We start from the raw sequence: 14,879 nt of genomic DNA, 5'->3' as shown, positions 1-14,879 counted from the left end.
GCGCCGGCAGGCGTAACTCGAGGGGCGTTGGCTGGTAACGGTCCCCCGCCGCGAAAGTTCCGGCACTGCAAGGCGGCAGACGGGCCGGTTGGCCTGACCAATCAGCGGAGCCGGCCTCCGGGGGCATAGTGGACGACAATAGCCAGAACACGCCGGGCCTGCCGGCCGATATTCGCCGTGTGGTGGGCGCCGCGGACCGTCTTGCCGTGCTGCACGGCCTCGACACGCTGGACGGGGCTGCCGACCCTGATTTCGATCGTATCGGCGGTCTTGCCGCTTCGGCTATGCAAACGTCTGTCGCACTGATCACGCTGGTCGATGCCGAGCGGCAGTGGTTCAAGTCCTGTATCGGCCTCGACGAGACCGAAATCGCAACCGAGACATCGTTCTGCGCCTATACCATCGCAGCCGGCGACGTGCCGATGGTGGTGGCCGACGCGGCGGCGGATCCGCGGTTCAAAGCCAATCCGCTGGTCACCGGAAGCATCATATCCGCTTTTACGCAGGCGTGCCCATCGTAGTCGACGGCGCGCTGATCGGCACGCTGTGCGTGCTCGACCGGAAGCCGCACGCACGTCCTTCCTCTGTCCAGCTCGACCAGCTGTCGGCGCTAGCCGGCCTCGCCGCGAGCCTGTTCACGCTGAAGGATGCAACCCGCAGTGCGGCGATTGCCAAGGCAGCACTGGTTCGAGAGGAAAAGCGGCGCGCTATCGCGCTCGACGCGGCTTCGCTTGCCAGCTGGGCATGGGATATCCGCAGCGATATGATCGACTGCGATGTCCTGCTGTCCGAATTGTTCAACCTGCCGAAGTCGAACAGGCTGAGGGCGCGCGACATCCTGACCGCCATCGACCCGCGCGACGTTCACCAGACCGAAACACGCTTTCGCGACGCGCTGACCGGCAGTGACGATTATTTTGGCGAATACCGTGTCAAAGGCCTCGATCCGCCGCGATGGATCGCAACACGCGGCCGCGTCATAGAACGCGACGGCGATGGCAAGCCGACGCTGATCTTCGGCGTCAACTACGACATTACCGAACGCAAGCTTGGCGACGAACGTCAACGACTGTTGCTGCGCGAGCTCAATCACCGCGTCAAGAACACTTTGGCAACCGTACAGGCGCTGGCGACGCAGACCGTTCGCCATGCCCGCCAGCCAAGCGAATTCCTCGAAGCCTTCAGCGCCAGGCTGCAGGCACTGGGCGTTGCGCACAGCCTGCTGTCGGACCGCGAGTGGCGCGGCATCGGCATCCACGAGCTGGTGGAGATCGAGCTAAAGCCGTTCCAAGCCGCCGGACAATCGCGCATGGCGATCTCCGGCGCCGATGTCCTGCTCTCACCCGACCAGGCAGTCGGGCTCGGGCTGATCCTGCATGAACTGGCAAGCAATGCACTGCAATACGGGTCGCTCTCGGTTTCCTCCGGAAAGGTCGATCTCGATTGGAGGGTACAAGGCAGGAAGGGCGCACGCCGTCTGTTGCTGGCCTGGCGCGAAAGCGGCGGCCCGCGGGTTGCGCCGCCCGAACGCCATGGCTTCGGCTCGATCCTGATCCGCCGCAGCCTGGCCAAGGTCATTTCCAGCGAGGTGATCCATGAATTCCGGCCGGACGGCGTGGTCGCGGAAATATCGATTCCGCTCGAAGATTTGTGATTTTGCGACCGGCGCCAGAATCGTTTGCCCCGAACTCTCCCCTCCGAACTATTCGCGTTTGCCGGTATCCGGATCATCGGAGCCGCGCTTCACGTTCTCGCGGTAGATGGCGTAGGCAGCGAGTGCTATCGCCGGACCGAGAATCGCGCTCAGTCCGGCCTTTCCCGGGCCATCTTTGCCCTTGAGCAGCGCCGGCAGCACGGCGAGTGCCGCAGTGATGCCGATAGCCTTCATGTCAGCGTTGCGTCGCTTCGCCCGGCGCCTGGCGCGCGAGCCGGCCGACATCCGGTAGACGAGCAGGATGAGACCGGCGATTGCGAGAAAGCCGATCCCGAAGCTCAGGGAAGCTGCCATCGGCCCATAGCGGGCCGCCGTCCAGATATAGGCCGCCCCGACCAGGAAGCCGAGGCCGCACAGCGCTACGACCGCTGCGACCGAATAGACAATTGCAGCCACACGCGCGCGTTGCACCGCCGCAATGGTTTCGCCCGAGGCGAGGCCCGAGATCAGCGATGCAAGCATTCCCATGCGTGCAGAACTAGCGGCGCGCGAGAAGCGCGAAGAGGAACCCGACGCCGGCGGCGATCGCCAGCGACGTCACCGGCTTCTCGCGCATATGCGCTATCATCTGCGCCTCGATGTCCCTGGCGTTGCTGCGCAGGCTGTCGAAGGCTGCCTCGCCCTGGGTTCGCAACTGCTCGACGCTTTCGGCGGCGGCTCGCCGCGCTGCCCCGTAGCCATGTTCGCCAGTTTTGGCCAACAGCTTGGTAAGTTGGTCGATGTCGGCCTTCAGTTGTGCGATGTCGGCCTCAATATCGGAATTCGTGCGGGCTTCGTTCGCGGCCTTTCCTGCGGCAGTCGCCATTGCTTCACTCTCCATGCTTTTGCTCGGTCGAAACGCCCGACAGACCCCAAGGTTCCGGCACGAACCTCTTCTAACCCTATCTCCGGCAGCGCGCGTTGCAAATGCCTTGCATGGGCGAGGCCGACGCATCCGCGCCAGCGCGTCTTTTTTAAATGACAGCATGCCAAATAACGATCATGACTTCCCCCGTTTCACGATCGAGACGAATTTAAGGAGATATTGCTGCGTGCGCGCATCACTTGACGGTTTGCGGATTCTTATCCTGGAAGATGAGTTCCTGATTGCCATGGATATCGAGCAGCTTTGCCGCGACTACGGCGCGCTCAATGTGGTCATCGCCCGTGATCTGACTGAGATCGAACAGCAAGACGTTGCCGCGCAGTTCGATGTGGCCATCGTCGACCTCATGCTGAGCGGCGTTTCGACGCTCCAATTTGCTTCGCGGCTGCGTGAAGCGGGCATCCCGTTCGTCTTTGCCTCGGGCTATTCGGATACGGACGAGATCAAGAAATCCTTTCCCGGCGTCAGACTGGTCACCAAGCCCTATTCGGGAGACGATCTCGTCGAGGCAGTGGCGGCGGCCTGCAGGCGAACGCATCTCCGCTGAGGCGCGGAGCGGTTCGAACACGCCGCGCTTCACGCAGCCGTCGACCCGGTTACCTGAGCCGAAATTGCGTCCGGGCCATACTCGTCTTCACCGGAGATCTTCAGAATTTCCTGCAGCCGTGTGCGGGCGCGGCTGACGCGGCTCTTGATCGTTCCGACGGCGCAGCCGCAGATCTCGGCCGCTTCCTCGTAGGAGAAGCCCGACGCGCCGATGAGGATAATGGCTTCGCGCTGGTCTTCTGGCAGCAATTCGAGCGCGCCGCGAAAGTCCTCGAGGTCAAGTTGGCCGTGCTGGGCCGGGTGAACGGCAAGCCTGGCCGTCATGACGCCATCGCTGTCCTGCACCTCGCGGCCGCGCTTGCGCATCTGCGAATAGAATTCGTTGCGCAAGATCGTGAACAGCCATGCCTTCAGATTGGTGCCGGGCTGGAAGCTTTCATGCTTGTCCCATGCCTTGACCAATGTTTCCTGCACCAGGTCGTCGGCCTTGTCGGCGTTTTGCGTCAGCGACACGGCAAAAGCCCGCAGGCTCGGGATCGAGCCGAGCAAGTCGGTCTTGAAGCCCTGGGAGACGGCCGCCATGCCTCAGTCCTTCTTTTGTACAGGTTCGGCTTTTTCCAACTGGCTGAGCAGTTGGGCGAAGCGATCCGGCACATTGTCGGAGACCAGCTCGTCGTAGTATTGTTTGAGTTTGCGGCCGATTTCCGAGTTCGGCCCAAGCGGGTCGCGGGAAGCAGCCCGGCGCCCGTTGCCAACGCCACCCATGGTAGCTTTCGTCATGTTCTTCATTTCGCCCTTTTTTCCCAGCCTTAAGCCGCCCTTCAACACATAACGCAAGGCAAGCGGCAGCCTCGTCTGGTTGCCCAACCCGCCCCTAAACGCCAGCCCATATATTTAGTTCCGCATGATCGGAACTTTTTCGCAGAACCCGCGTTTTCAACTCTGGGCTTGCGAACCGTTTTTTAGCTGTAACATGCAATCACGTCATATGAGGGAGACGTCCAATATGAGCCTATCAGCAACCATCGCTCCGCACCTGCCGTTCCTGCGTCGCTTCTCGCGCGCAGTATCCGGATCGCAGGAGAGCGGCGATGCGCTGGTCGCCGCAATGCTCGAGGCCATCATTGCCGATGTCGACATCTTTCCGAACGCATCGAACGACCGCATCGCGCTCTACAAGGTCTTTGCCAAGCTCTTCACCTCAGTGGCCATTCGCGTTCCGCAGGAGCATGCCCAGTCGGCATGGGAACAGCGTGCCGCGGCCAATCTGAATGCAATTGCGCCTCGCCCCCGCCAAGCCTTTCTGCTGGTGGCGGTCGAAGGCTTCAGTGAAGACGAGGCGGCGGAGATTCTCGACGTCGACGAACAGGAATTCTCCGAACTCCTCGCGCAGGCGAGCAACGAGATCTCCCGTCAGGTGGCAACCGACGTGCTGATCATCGAGGATGAGCCGCTGATCGCCATGGACATCGAGGAAATGGTCGAAAGCCTCGGCCACCGCGTCGTCGGAACGGCGCGCACCCACGCCGAGGCGGTGGCGATGTTCGGCAAGGCGCGGCCAAAGATGGTGCTTGCCGATATCCAGCTTGCCGACGGAAGTTCGGGCATAGCGGCCGTGAATGAGATCCTGTCGTCGACCTCGGTACCGGTGATCTTCATCACCGCCTTTCCCGAGCGCCTGCTCACCGGCGAGCGGCCGGAACCGGCTTTCCTGGTTACCAAGCCGTTCAATCCGGACATGGTCAAGGCTCTTATCAGCCAGGCCCTGTTCTTTGACCGGCACGCGAAAGCCGCGGCATGAACAGCGGGCGGCCGAACTGCGGCCGCCGAGACAGCCGCTCCCTAGGATCAAAGGGGCGTGACGCCGGCTCAATTCACTGGCAACCAACTGGGGCAACCAACTGGACCTTTCCACACACCGCGGCAATTCGGCGCTGAAGATTTTCAGCATCGTCTTTTTCGGAAAATGGTGGAACAAACGGAGGCGAATCACGTTTTCACCGCAGCATTGGAAGGAGATCGATCATGCTTTACTGGGCGCTCGTATTTCTCGTCGTGGCGATCATCGCCGGTGCGCTTGGTTTCGGCGGCATCGCTGGCACCTCGGCCGGCATAGCGCAAATATTGTTCTTCATCTTTCTCGCCTTCCTGATCATATCGCTTATTGCCGGCCTGATCAGACGAGCGTGAATGCCAAGCGGCCATTCAAGCGAACACTGGAAGCCGCACCCCTCAAACGGTTTCCAGCCACCGCCGGGCAGTGTCCTCCAACGGGATGCCGCTCGGCGGACCGCTTTTTAAGGTTTGATACGAACCTCCTCCTTTTGGAACCCATTTTTCCGCGAACCGTTCAGCCCGACATGGGTTGAGCAAATTGACCGATGCGTTCCAGAGTCGGAAAAATGAAAGACCGCGGCCAGAGTGATGAGATCATCGCTTTGCATCCCGCCGAAAGCGGGATGCAGCTTGGTCGGGCCCTTCTCCATGCACTGCACAATGCCGGGATTTCCGTCCTGTACCAGGATCGCGAGATGAAGACGGTGTGGGCGCGCAACATGCGCGCGCCCTGGACTTCCGATGCCTCCGACAACAACGGCATCTTGCCGCCGGCGCAGGCGGAGCGTATCGGCGCCGCCAAGCACGACGTCATCGTCTCCGGCAATCCTCAACATCTTGAGCTCAGCGTGCCGGCCGATGACGGCGCCCGCTGGTTTCAGGTGTGGATAGACGCCGACCGCAGCGAGACCGGCGCGGTGCAGGGCGTCGTGACCACCATGGTCGAAACAACCGAGCAGAAACGCCGGGAGCAGACGTTGAAGGCGCTGCTGCGCGAAGTCAGTCATCGCTCCAAGAACCTTTTGGCCATCATCCAGAGCATCGCCACCCAGACGGGCCGTTATTCCGGCAGCATTGACGATTTCCTGACGCGCTTCCGGGGCCGACTGCAGTCGCTGGCCTCCTCGCAGGATTTGGTTACGTCATCCAACTGGCGAGGAGCGGCGCTGCGCGAGCTGGTTTCCGGTCAGGTCGGCAGGTACGGCGCGGATCCCTTGCACAGCCTACGTTTCCGCGGCGCAAATCCATATCTCAACCCCAATGCCGCCTTGCACATCGGCTTGGCCATGCATGAGCTCGCCGTCAATTCGGTCAGCTATGGCGCACTGTCGCGCAGCGACGGTTTCGTCGAGGTGACGGCCGATCTGACGGCAGCTTCCGCTGGCGAGCCTGCGCTGTCGCTGACATGGGCCGAAGTGATCGGAGCCAACGACAATCAGCGCAGCGAGAAACGTTTTGGCAGCGTCGCGCTTGAACGCGTCGTGCCCACTTCATTGAATGGAACGGCGACACTCGAAATCACCGGGAATCGCCTCGAATACCGCCTTGTCGTTCCTCACGGCAATTTCGAGACGGATTAACGAGCGGCGGTCGTCGCGCGAAGGCTTGCTGCGCATCGCCATCTTTAACCGACTGTTCACCATAAAGTCCGATCCTGTCCGAACGCACCGATCCACCGGATTGAGTTTGGCACAAAATGAAGGGAATGGGGTCCTTGACGGCTGCCGACTTGAACAGACTGGAACAGGCCGCTCGCGTCTCGATGGGCGGTTTTCAGGATCCCGACGCGTCCACAGCGCCCGCGCCTCGTGCTTCGCCCCTGCGCTTCGCCGCCGTCGCGCTTATGGCCGCGATCGTCCTGACCGCCGCGTCCCAACTGATCTGAATCGAACTCGCCTCTGCTTGATCGCTTTGAAACCACTGCCCGAGTGCTCGGCCGTGCCCGTTCGCGGTCACCGACCTGCAGGGCAGGCCCAACATGTCGTCGCCAGATGCCTTGCCGTCGACCGGCACTCGGGGACGACTATGACAGGATCGTCTGGAACGTGCGTCCCAGCGGCACGCTCGATGCGTCCTTGGAGATTTCCGGGTTCGTGGTAGCATCAAACGGCGCACGCCCCGAAAAAGACTATCTTAATCAACAATGAAATCGTGCAGGCAAAGGCCGTACTTTCATGCTAAATGGCGGCTGGAGCTTATTAAAGTGAGGACAAAAGTGAGGATGACTCCATGCGGAAGATGATTATTGCCATGGTTGCCGTGGTTGCGGTCAGCGGCTGCACCACCACGGAAGAGAACGTGGGTATCGGCACTGTGGGCGGCGCGCTCATTGGTGGCGCTGTCGGCGGCGGCAAGGGCGCTTTGATCGGCGCCGGCGCTGGTGCGATTGGCGGTCTGCTCGTTCGCCGTCTGCAAAATGGCTACTGCCAATACAGAGATCGTCACGGCCGGATTTACACAGCTCGCTGCAACTAGTTTCGAGCTCCAGGCGGACAGCAAACGCGGAGGCAGGCCACCTGTCTCCGCGTTTGCTCTTTAAAGCGCTGTTGCGATGCGGCCCACGAGACGGCGTTTCAGGCCGGCAGCGGAACCTTGATTTCCACGTTCAAGCCATCTTCGCGAAAATCGCGCCTGATTGTGCCACGCAATTCGCGCGTGACGTTGAGATCGATCAGTCTGGTGCCAAAACCGCTCTTTGCCGGTCTCTCGAGCTTCTTCTGACCGGCCTCGCGCCAGTTGAGAGCCAATGTCCGGGTGCCGCTACGGGCTTCGAGCGACCAGTCGACCTTCAGCGCACCGACTGAATTGCCGGCTTCGCCATGCTTCAGCGCATTCGTCGCCAGTTCGTGAAAGACGAGGCCGAGTGCCTGCGTCGTCTTTTCATCGAGAAGAACCTGCGGTCCCGACAGCAGCCCTTCAGGAAGCTCGCTGCCGAACACCTGGCCTAGCTCGATGCGCAGCAGGTCGCCGAGATCGGCTTTCTGCCAGCGTGAGCGCGTCAGCATGTCCTGGGAAGCCGCCATCGCCTGCAGCCGGGCCGAGAAAGAAGCCGAGAATTCCTGGACGTCGGTGGTGTGCGATGCTGTCTGGCGCGCGATTGCCAGCACCCGCGTGATCGAGTTCTTGATGCGATGCTTCATCTCCTGCAGCATCAGGTCTTTTTCCAGCAGGCTCTTTTCGGTCGTTTCGTGAAGCAGCGAGACCGCCTCATAGGCCCGCTCCTGATAGCGGGCCACCAGCGCGATGGCGCCCGCAAGCAGCAGTCCGAACAATCCGAGCATCACCGGGATGGCGCGCGAGGAAGGTTGCGAGAAAGCACTTGTCGGCCTGAACAGGACGACCCACGGCCGGCCGGCGACGGTGACCTTGCGGGTGACCAGCAGCCTGTCGCCGAGGCTCGAAACAGGCGGCGTTTCCGATTGGAACAGCAGGTTGTCGCTGTCCACCGTGCCGTCATAGATCTCGGTGTTGACCGGCAGCAATGGTGCCCGGCTGAGCGCAGCCTGGAACAGATCACGGGCGCGGAAGGCCGCATAAAGGAAGCCGGCAGTCGAGGATCTCGTCGCGTTCACGGCGTCCGGCGCGGTTTCGACATTGAGCCGGACGAAGACGAGGAACCCGGTAAAGGTCTGCGCGGCACCCGTATCCTTGCCGAGCTGCACGAGCCCGCTGGCGTGCTGCTGGTCGTCGGCCATCGCCTTTTCGATTGCCTCGCGCCGCGCCGGCCCGGTGAACATGTCGTAGCCGATGCTGGATTTGTTGGACGGATCCAGCGGTTCGAACAGCACGATGGGCGTACGCCACGGTAAGTTCGTGTCGGGATAGATCGGATGGCTTGCGCCGTGATCGTGCAGGATGTCGCGCTCGACCGCCGCCTCGTTGCCAGTTTTCGCCAGGCGGAGGAAACCGATGCCGCGCAGGCCGGCGAAATTATTGTCGACGTCGAGCGCGTTGAAGAAAGCCTTGAACTCGCCCTGCGAGATACCGCCATTGCGTGCGTCGAACAGCGCCCGGGTCGAACGCAGCAGCGACAGGTCCAGGTCGATGCGGCTTTCGATCCGGTTAAGCGCGTCGTCTGCCGTCGCCTCGAATTTAATGCGGGCCGCCTCCTGGGTGGCAAAATAGGCAAAACCCGCCATCGTCAGGCTGATCAGCGCGACGGCGATAAAAGCGACGGTCGGAAAAAGCTTCTTCAATTGCTGATACGTCCCGTGGACGGTTCGGCATCTTTATGGGCAAGTCCTGACGCCAACACAATGGCGAGGCCAAAGCATGGTGACGGCTGGCACATTTTGGCGGCGTGTGATTAGCCGGCTAATTCTCGTTCATGCGGCGATCTTCAGCGCGCCCGGCCCCGGAATGGCGCCGGGTGGGCACTTGCCGAGGATGATCATGCCGAGCACCTCGTCCTGGGTGACGTCGGTTGTGCGCGCCGTTCCGACAACCCGACCGTTCTTCATGACGCAGACACGGTCGGCAAGCTCGAACACGTCGTGAATATCATGGCTGATCAGGAAGATGCCGATGCCGTCGGCCTTGAGCTGCCTGACCAGTTCGCCGACCTGCGCCGTCTCTTGCGGCCCGAGTGCAGCCGTCGGCTCGTCCATGATCAGGATGCGAGCATTGAACAGGATGGCGCGGGCGATCGCCACCGACTGCCGCTGGCCGCCCGAAAGCTTTACCACCGGCTCCTTGAAGCGTTGGAAACGCGGATTGAGCCTGCCCATCACTTTGCGCGCCTCGGCCTCCATGGCGACGTCGTCGAGCGTTCCCCAGCCGGTCATCAGCTCGCGGCCGAGAAACAGGTTGGCGGCCGCATCGACATTGTCGGCCAGCGCCAGCGTCTGGTAGATCGTCTCGATGCCGTACTTCTTGGCGTCGCGGGGATTGGAGATCGAAGCCTCCTCGCCGTTGACCAAAATCTGGCCCGCATCGCGCTTGTAGGCGCCGGACAGGATTTTTATCAACGTCGATTTGCCGGCACCGTTGTGACCGAGCAAAGCCATCACCTCGCCCGGGAAAAGGTCGACAGAGGCATCGTCGACGGCGCGAATGCCGCCGAAAGCGATGGAGATGTTGCGCATGTCGATCAGCGGCGTGCCCGTGGGAGCGGTTTTGTCTGCCATGATCGTTCCTCCTCCCTAAACGCGTTTGCGATAGACGGTATCGAGCCACACCGCGAGCACCAGCACGGCGCCGACAACGATGCTCTGCAGCGGTGAATCGATGCCGAGCAGCACCATGCCGGACTGCAGCGACTGCATCAAAAGCGCGCCGAGCATGGCGCCGAGCACTGTGCCGGAGCCGCCGGCGAGCGACGTGCCGCCGATCACCGCCGCCGCGATGACCAGGAGCTCGTCCAGCGTGCCCAGCGCATTGGTCGACGAGTTCTGCCTGGCTGACGAGATCGCCGCGGCGATCGTCGCCAGCACGCCCATGATCATGAACACCTTCATGGTCACCCAGCGCGTGTTGATACCGGCAAGGTTGGCTGCTTCCGGATTGCCGCCGATGGCGAAGACATAGCGGCCGAAACGGGTACGCTTGGCGATGAAGGTCATGATCAGCCCTACGGCAACAGCCATCAGCACGGGTATGGCGATGCCATGGGCGATGAACAGCCCGCCTTCGGGAACGGTTATATTGTTGGCCGCCGCATATCTGTTCACGATGCCGACCGGCCAAGGATAGGAATTGGCAAGCCATATGGCGCCCATGATGACAAGGCAAGTGACGGCCCCGAGGAACGTCTCGGCCCAGATCGGGCGTAACGGGAAGCGGAACCGCTTGCGCTGCACCCGCCCGTTGAGCAGCATGAACACAACCGCCAGGCACGCGACAATTCCGACGATCCAGCTCCATCGCGCGCCGATCGAACCCGTCGGTCCGCCGCCCATCAGCTGGAAAGTGGCATCCAGCGGCGCAATCGTCTGCCCACTGACGACCCACCATGCGGCACCCCGCCAGACCAGAAGGCCGCCCAGCGTCACGATGAAGGCCGGCACCTCGAGATAAGCGATGATGTATCCCTGGAACGCTCCGATCAGAAGGCCAAGCGCCAGGCCGATGGCCAGTGCCAGGATCCAGATCCAGGGATTGCCTAATTGCAGACCGATCATTCGCACCAGGAAATGCACCTGCGCAAAGCCCATGACCACGCCGATCAGGCCTTCGGCGGAACCGACTGACAGGTCGATATTGCGCATGACGATAACCAGCACCATTCCGGCGGCCATTATGGCCACGGCGGAAGTCTGCACCGACAGGTTCCAGAGATTGCGTGGCGTCAGGAAGGTCCGGCTGTCGAAGTCGAACGGATTGACGCCGAGCCGTACGCTGGAAATGACATGCAGGCCGACCCAGATGACCAGCAGCGCGCCGACCATGCCGAGCATGCGCGTGTCGAGTTCGGTTGCCTTGAGAAATCGGGCAACGATGCCGAGCTCGGATTCCCGTGCCCGGTCTGCCGTGCTGTCGACCGGCGTGTTGGACGTCGTGTCGGTCATGATGTTTCTCCCGCCGGGTTGCCGTCTGCCGCGGATGCCGGAAGCAGCCTAGAAGTTATCCGCCGGAAGCGGAAAAACAACTCTTGTTGAAAAACGCCGCGGCGAGCGGCCGCGGCGTTCGGACTTCTCGGAAACGTCGGCTCAGTTGCAGACTGCAACAGTGCCAGCCGTCACGCCGGCGCAGACCTCTTCTTTCTTGATCCAGCCGGCGTCGATGACGACGTTGAGGTTGTCCTTGGTGATGGCGACCGGGGTCAGGAACAGCGACTTGACGGTATTGCCGCCGGGCGTGGTGAAATCCTTCACGCCGGCAATGTCGGTCATCTGCTTGCCGTCGGCCAGCTGCGAGGCGATCTCGGCGGCATTCTTGCCGAGCTCGCGCGCATCCTTCCACACCGACACGGTCTGTGTGCCGAGCGCGATGCGGTTCAGCGCGGCGTGGTCGCCGTCCTGGCCCGAAACCGGAACCGATCCGGCCAGCCCTTGCGCTGTCAGCGCGGCGACGACGCCGCCGGCAGTGCCGTCATTGGCCGCGACCACGGCATCGACCTTGTTGTCGTTGGCGGTCAGGAACTGTTCCATGTTCTTCTGAGCGTTGGCCGGCAGCCAGCCGTCGGTATAGGCCTCGCCGACATTCTTGATCTTGCCGCTGTCTATTGCCGCCTTCAGCACCTCCATCGAACCGGCAAACAGGAAATCGGCATTCGGATCGGAACCCGAACCCTTGATGAAGACATAGTTGCCTTCCGGCTTCACCTTGAAGACTTCCCGGGCCTGCATGCGGCCGACTTCCTTGTTGTCGAAGGTCAGGTAAAAGACGTCCTTGTTCTCGATCAGCCGGTCGTAGCCGACAACCGGAATACCTTCGTCCAGCGCCTTTTGCACGGCCGGCCCGATGGCCGAGGCGTCCTGCGCCAGGATGATCAGTGCGTTGGCGCCCTGCGAGATCAGGCTCTCGACGTCGGTGAGCTGCTTGCCGGGGTTGGACTGTGCGTCGGCGGAAATATACTTGTCGCCTGCGGCCTCGATGGCCGCCTTCATTGCGGCCTCGTCGGTCTTCCAGCGCTCTTCCTGGAAGTTCGACCAGGAAACGCCGATGACCTTGTCTTTAGCCTGCGCCACCGACGCCAGCGCCAGCGTCATGGCGACACCCGCCAGAATGGCGGTCGTGAATTTCTTCATCATATCCTCCCTGCGCCGCGTACGGCGTGACCAATTGGCTCAAAGACCAGCTTAGAAGCTCTAATTTTTTCGAGCCTCGAAAAAATACTGGTCCGATCTCCGGCTGCTGTCAACATCGATTCTGATGAATTTTGATGACTCTGCGAGTTTTTTCGAGCGTCGGAATAAACGATGACAGCGCCACCTGCATCTGACACTATTTGCCTCATCCGACACTATTTGTCGGACATTACCGACGGCTTCCGGTTCATGAGCGGCCGCGGCAACCGGGAGGAAAGCAAAACAATGTCGGTCGGAATCCGCCATGACGATTTGCGCCGGCGCAACCGGGCGATGGTGATCTCGGCGGTGCGCCGGGCCGGCCAGCCATCGCGTACTGAGATCGCAGCTACCACCGGCCTCAGTCATTCGACCATATCGGCGATTTCTTCCGACCTGATACGGGAAGGCATCCTCGCCGAGAGCAAGCCAAGTGAGCCCGTTTCGTTGAAACGCGGTCGTCCGCAAGTCGGCCTCGCCCTCAACCCGGAAGCGGCGGCGGTGCTGACCGTGGTGTTGTCGCTGAATTTCCTTTCGGCCGCCATTATCGACTATACGGGACAGGTGGTCGCCGAGGAACAGCGCCGGCTGGACACGCTGACTATGCCGCGCGACGAGCTGATCCGTGAATGCATGGCCATCGTCCGGCGCCGGCTGCAGGATCCAGACCTTGACGTCCGCAGTGTCGCCCGCATCGCCCTGGCGATTCAGGGCATTACCGACTCCCCTGCACGCGCCATGCTGTGGTCGCCGATCACGCCGCAGACCGACATCGCCTTTGCCGACATGCTGGAGGACGAATTCGGCATCCCGGCAACGGTGGAGAACGACTGCAACATGATGGCGGTGGCTTTGCGCTGGCGCAATCCGGATCGCTATCGCGACGACTTCATCGCCATCCTGCTTTCGCATGGCATCGGCATGGGGCTGGTGCTGAAGGGCGAACTGTTCACCGGGACGCATTCCTCGGGCGGCGAATTTGGCCACATGATCCATCGTCCGGGCGGCGCGCGCTGCCGTTGCGGGCGGCGCGGCTGCATCGAGGCGTATGCCGGCAACTACGCCATCTGGCGCAACGCCAGGCAGATGAGCGAAGACAGCGAACCGGTCGCCGACGTCAGCGACGCCGACATGCGAGCACTGGCGGCCCGGGCGCGCGAGAAAGATGGGCCGGAACGCGAGGCCTACCGCAAGGCCGGCGAAGCGCTGGGTTTCGGTCTCGGCTCGCTGTTCGCGCTGATCGATCCGGCACCGGTCGCGATGGTCGGCGCCAGTGCCGCCGCCTTCGATCTGATCGAGCCGGCCTTGCGGAAGGCAATCGCCCAGACCGCCGGCGGCCAGCATTCAGGCTCGATCTCCTTCGATACAGAGCCGAACGAATTGCCGCTGATCCGCGAAGGCTGCGCGATGCGGGCGTTAAGCTTCGTCGACCAGGAGATTTTCGCGCCGGGCGCGCAAATGAGGCCCAGCGTCAGAAAGAACGTAGCCTGACCAGGCGGGTCAATCTTCCCTGATCGCATAGCCGGCGCCGCGGATGGTGCGGATGACATCCGGCATCCGGCCGTTGTTGACGGCTTTGCGCAGCCGCCCGACATGCACGTCGACGGTGCGTTCGTCGATGTAGATTGTCTCGCCCCAGACATTATCGAGTAACTGGCTGCGCGAGAAGACACGGCCCGGATGCCGCATCATGAACTCGAGCAGCCGGAATTCGGTCGGCCCGAGCCTGATTTCGCTCTTCTTGCGATAGACCCTGTGCGATTCGCGATCGAGCACGATGTCGCCGACCTTCAGCACGCTGGACAGCACTTCCGGCTTGGCGCGCCGCAGCAGCGCCTTGACCCTGGCCATGAATTCCGGTGTCGAAAACGGCTTGACCAGATAGTCGTCGGCGCCGGTCGAAAGACCGCGCACCCGGTCGCTCTCCTCGCCGCGCGCGGTCAGCATGATGATCGGCAGCCGCTCGGTTTCGGGGCGCACCCGCAACCGACGACAGAGCTCGATGCCGGAAACCGCTGGTATCATCCAGTCGAGCACCAAAAGGTCGGGCACATTCTCCTGCAAACGGATCTCGGCTTCGTCGCCGCGTGTCACCACCTCGACCTGGTAGCCTTCGGATTCGAGATTGTAGCGGAGCAGCACACCCAACGGCTCCTCGTCCTCCACCACCATTATGCGTGGTGCGATCATC

General features: G+C 62.0%; 16 protein-coding genes and 1 pseudogene. 8 read left to right on the top strand and 9 right to left on the bottom strand.

The window, feature by feature from the left end:
- The first annotated feature begins 128 nt into the window (after window positions 1-128).
- Window positions 129-1,654: pseudogene (locus tag NKH59_RS11885) on the top strand (sensor histidine kinase).
- Between the two features lie 48 nt (window positions 1,655-1,702).
- Here the strand turns inward: NKH59_RS11885 and NKH59_RS11880 are convergent.
- Together NKH59_RS11880 and NKH59_RS11875 are read right to left on the bottom strand one after the other, a co-directional pair.
- On the bottom strand, window positions 1,703-2,182 hold the full coding sequence (locus tag NKH59_RS11880; protein ID WP_352918433.1) for a hypothetical protein: 480 nt from the start codon (window positions 2,180-2,182) through the stop codon (window positions 1,703-1,705).
- Between the two features lie 10 nt (window positions 2,183-2,192).
- A complete protein-coding gene (locus tag NKH59_RS11875) occupies window positions 2,193-2,519 on the bottom strand; it encodes an ElaB/YgaM/YqjD family protein (RefSeq protein ID WP_023678546.1) in 327 nt (108 codons plus the stop codon).
- A gap of 226 nt (window positions 2,520-2,745) precedes the next feature.
- On the opposite strand from NKH59_RS11875, the gene NKH59_RS11870 reads away from it, so the two are divergent.
- Window positions 2,746-3,126 carry a response regulator gene (locus NKH59_RS11870; protein WP_353021986.1) on the top strand — a complete coding sequence of 127 codons (381 nt, stop codon included), beginning with the start codon at window positions 2,746-2,748 and terminating at the stop codon, window positions 3,124-3,126.
- A gap of 29 nt (window positions 3,127-3,155) precedes the next feature.
- On the opposite strand, the gene NKH59_RS11865 is transcribed toward NKH59_RS11870, so the two are convergent.
- Together NKH59_RS11865 and NKH59_RS11860 are read right to left on the bottom strand one after the other, a co-directional pair.
- Window positions 3,156-3,707: a sigma-70 family RNA polymerase sigma factor gene (locus NKH59_RS11865; protein ID WP_023678544.1), complete on the bottom strand. Its 552-nt coding sequence runs from the start codon at window positions 3,705-3,707 to the stop codon at window positions 3,156-3,158.
- 3 nt (window positions 3,708-3,710) lie between these two features.
- On the bottom strand, window positions 3,711-3,914 hold the full coding sequence (locus NKH59_RS11860; RefSeq protein WP_023678543.1) for a NepR family anti-sigma factor: 204 nt from the start codon (window positions 3,912-3,914) through the stop codon (window positions 3,711-3,713).
- A gap of 217 nt (window positions 3,915-4,131) precedes the next feature.
- On the opposite strand from NKH59_RS11860, the gene NKH59_RS11855 reads away from it, so the two are divergent.
- From NKH59_RS11855 to NKH59_RS11830, 5 genes are all read left to right on the top strand, one after another.
- On the top strand, window positions 4,132-4,926 hold the full coding sequence (locus NKH59_RS11855) for a response regulator (RefSeq protein ID WP_352471123.1): 795 nt from the start codon (window positions 4,132-4,134) through the stop codon (window positions 4,924-4,926).
- 224 nt (window positions 4,927-5,150) lie between these two features.
- Window positions 5,151-5,315, top strand: coding sequence for a DUF1328 domain-containing protein (locus NKH59_RS11850; RefSeq protein WP_023678541.1), 165 nt, complete (start codon window positions 5,151-5,153; stop codon window positions 5,313-5,315).
- Window positions 5,316-5,506: 191 nt separating this feature from the next.
- On the top strand, window positions 5,507-6,541 hold the full coding sequence (locus NKH59_RS11845) for a sensor histidine kinase (protein WP_352451150.1): 1,035 nt from the start codon (window positions 5,507-5,509) through the stop codon (window positions 6,539-6,541).
- A 125-nt stretch (window positions 6,542-6,666) separates the two neighbouring features.
- Window positions 6,667-6,846, top strand: coding sequence for a hypothetical protein (locus NKH59_RS11840; protein ID WP_352814969.1), 180 nt, complete (start codon window positions 6,667-6,669; stop codon window positions 6,844-6,846).
- Window positions 6,847-7,190: 344 nt separating this feature from the next.
- Window positions 7,191-7,436, top strand: coding sequence for a YMGG-like glycine zipper-containing protein (locus NKH59_RS11830; protein ID WP_006328050.1), 246 nt, complete (start codon window positions 7,191-7,193; stop codon window positions 7,434-7,436).
- Between the two features lie 98 nt (window positions 7,437-7,534).
- Here the strand turns inward: NKH59_RS11830 and NKH59_RS11825 are convergent, their stop codons facing one another.
- The 4 genes from NKH59_RS11825 to xylF form a co-directional block, all read right to left on the bottom strand.
- On the bottom strand, window positions 7,535-9,157 hold the full coding sequence (locus NKH59_RS11825) for a CHASE domain-containing protein (protein WP_352979222.1): 1,623 nt from the start codon (window positions 9,155-9,157) through the stop codon (window positions 7,535-7,537).
- 129 nt (window positions 9,158-9,286) lie between these two features.
- A complete protein-coding gene (locus NKH59_RS11820; RefSeq protein ID WP_352613525.1) occupies window positions 9,287-10,087 on the bottom strand; it encodes an ATP-binding cassette domain-containing protein in 801 nt (266 codons plus the stop codon).
- Between the two features lie 15 nt (window positions 10,088-10,102).
- The gene (locus NKH59_RS11815) at window positions 10,103-11,467 is read right to left on the bottom strand and encodes a sugar ABC transporter permease (protein WP_353021984.1); all 1,365 of its coding nucleotides are present in this window, start codon (window positions 11,465-11,467) and stop codon (window positions 10,103-10,105) included.
- Between the two features lie 141 nt (window positions 11,468-11,608).
- Window positions 11,609-12,649 (bottom strand): D-xylose ABC transporter substrate-binding protein, encoded by a 1,041-nt coding sequence (xylF, locus tag NKH59_RS11810; protein WP_352685929.1) that lies wholly within the window; start codon window positions 12,647-12,649, stop codon window positions 11,609-11,611.
- 285 nt (window positions 12,650-12,934) lie between these two features.
- Here xylF and NKH59_RS11805 point away from each other — a divergent pair, with 285 nt between their 5' ends.
- On the top strand, window positions 12,935-14,179 hold the full coding sequence (locus NKH59_RS11805; protein ID WP_353021982.1) for an ROK family protein: 1,245 nt from the start codon (window positions 12,935-12,937) through the stop codon (window positions 14,177-14,179).
- 9 nt (window positions 14,180-14,188) lie between these two features.
- Here the strand turns inward: NKH59_RS11805 and phoB are convergent, their stop codons facing one another.
- Window positions 14,189-14,878 carry a phosphate regulon transcriptional regulator PhoB gene (gene phoB / locus NKH59_RS11800; protein WP_031212149.1) on the bottom strand — a complete coding sequence of 230 codons (690 nt, stop codon included), beginning with the start codon at window positions 14,876-14,878 and terminating at the stop codon, window positions 14,189-14,191.
- Window position 14,879: the final 1 nt, after the last annotated feature.

The sequence above is a fragment of the Mesorhizobium sp. M0998 genome (genome assembly GCF_040318885.1).
GTDB lineage: Bacteria > Pseudomonadota > Alphaproteobacteria > Rhizobiales > Rhizobiaceae > Mesorhizobium.
This window is presented reverse-complemented; position numbering and strand designations above follow the sequence as displayed.

Bases quoted from the DNA above. Each gene is read 5' to 3' on its own strand.
- NKH59_RS11880 (WP_352918433.1), bottom strand. From the start codon at position 2,182: ATGGGAATGCTTGCATCGCTGATCTCGGGCCTCGCCTCGGGCGAAACC.
- NKH59_RS11875 (WP_023678546.1), bottom strand. From the start codon at position 2,519: ATGGCGACTGCCGCAGGAAAGGCCGCGAACGAAGCCCGCACGAATTCC.
- NKH59_RS11865 (WP_023678544.1), bottom strand. From the start codon at position 3,707: ATGGCGGCCGTCTCCCAGGGCTTCAAGACCGACTTGCTCGGCTCGATC.
- NKH59_RS11860 (WP_023678543.1), bottom strand. From the start codon at position 3,914: ATGAAGAACATGACGAAAGCTACCATGGGTGGCGTTGGCAACGGGCGC.
- NKH59_RS11855 (WP_352471123.1), top strand. From the start codon at position 4,132: ATGAGCCTATCAGCAACCATCGCTCCGCACCTGCCGTTCCTGCGTCGC.
- NKH59_RS11850 (WP_023678541.1), top strand. From the start codon at position 5,151: ATGCTTTACTGGGCGCTCGTATTTCTCGTCGTGGCGATCATCGCCGGT.
- NKH59_RS11845 (WP_352451150.1), top strand. From the start codon at position 5,507: ATGCGTTCCAGAGTCGGAAAAATGAAAGACCGCGGCCAGAGTGATGAG.
- NKH59_RS11840 (WP_352814969.1), top strand. From the start codon at position 6,667: ATGGGGTCCTTGACGGCTGCCGACTTGAACAGACTGGAACAGGCCGCT.
- NKH59_RS11830 (WP_006328050.1), top strand. From the start codon at position 7,191: ATGCGGAAGATGATTATTGCCATGGTTGCCGTGGTTGCGGTCAGCGGC.
- NKH59_RS11820 (WP_352613525.1), bottom strand. From the start codon at position 10,087: ATGGCAGACAAAACCGCTCCCACGGGCACGCCGCTGATCGACATGCGC.
- NKH59_RS11815 (WP_353021984.1), bottom strand. From the start codon at position 11,467: ATGACCGACACGACGTCCAACACGCCGGTCGACAGCACGGCAGACCGG.
- xylF (WP_352685929.1), bottom strand. From the start codon at position 12,649: ATGAAGAAATTCACGACCGCCATTCTGGCGGGTGTCGCCATGACGCTG.
- NKH59_RS11805 (WP_353021982.1), top strand. From the start codon at position 12,935: ATGTCGGTCGGAATCCGCCATGACGATTTGCGCCGGCGCAACCGGGCG.
- phoB (WP_031212149.1), bottom strand. From the start codon at position 14,878: ATGATCGCACCACGCATAATGGTGGTGGAGGACGAGGAGCCGTTGGGT.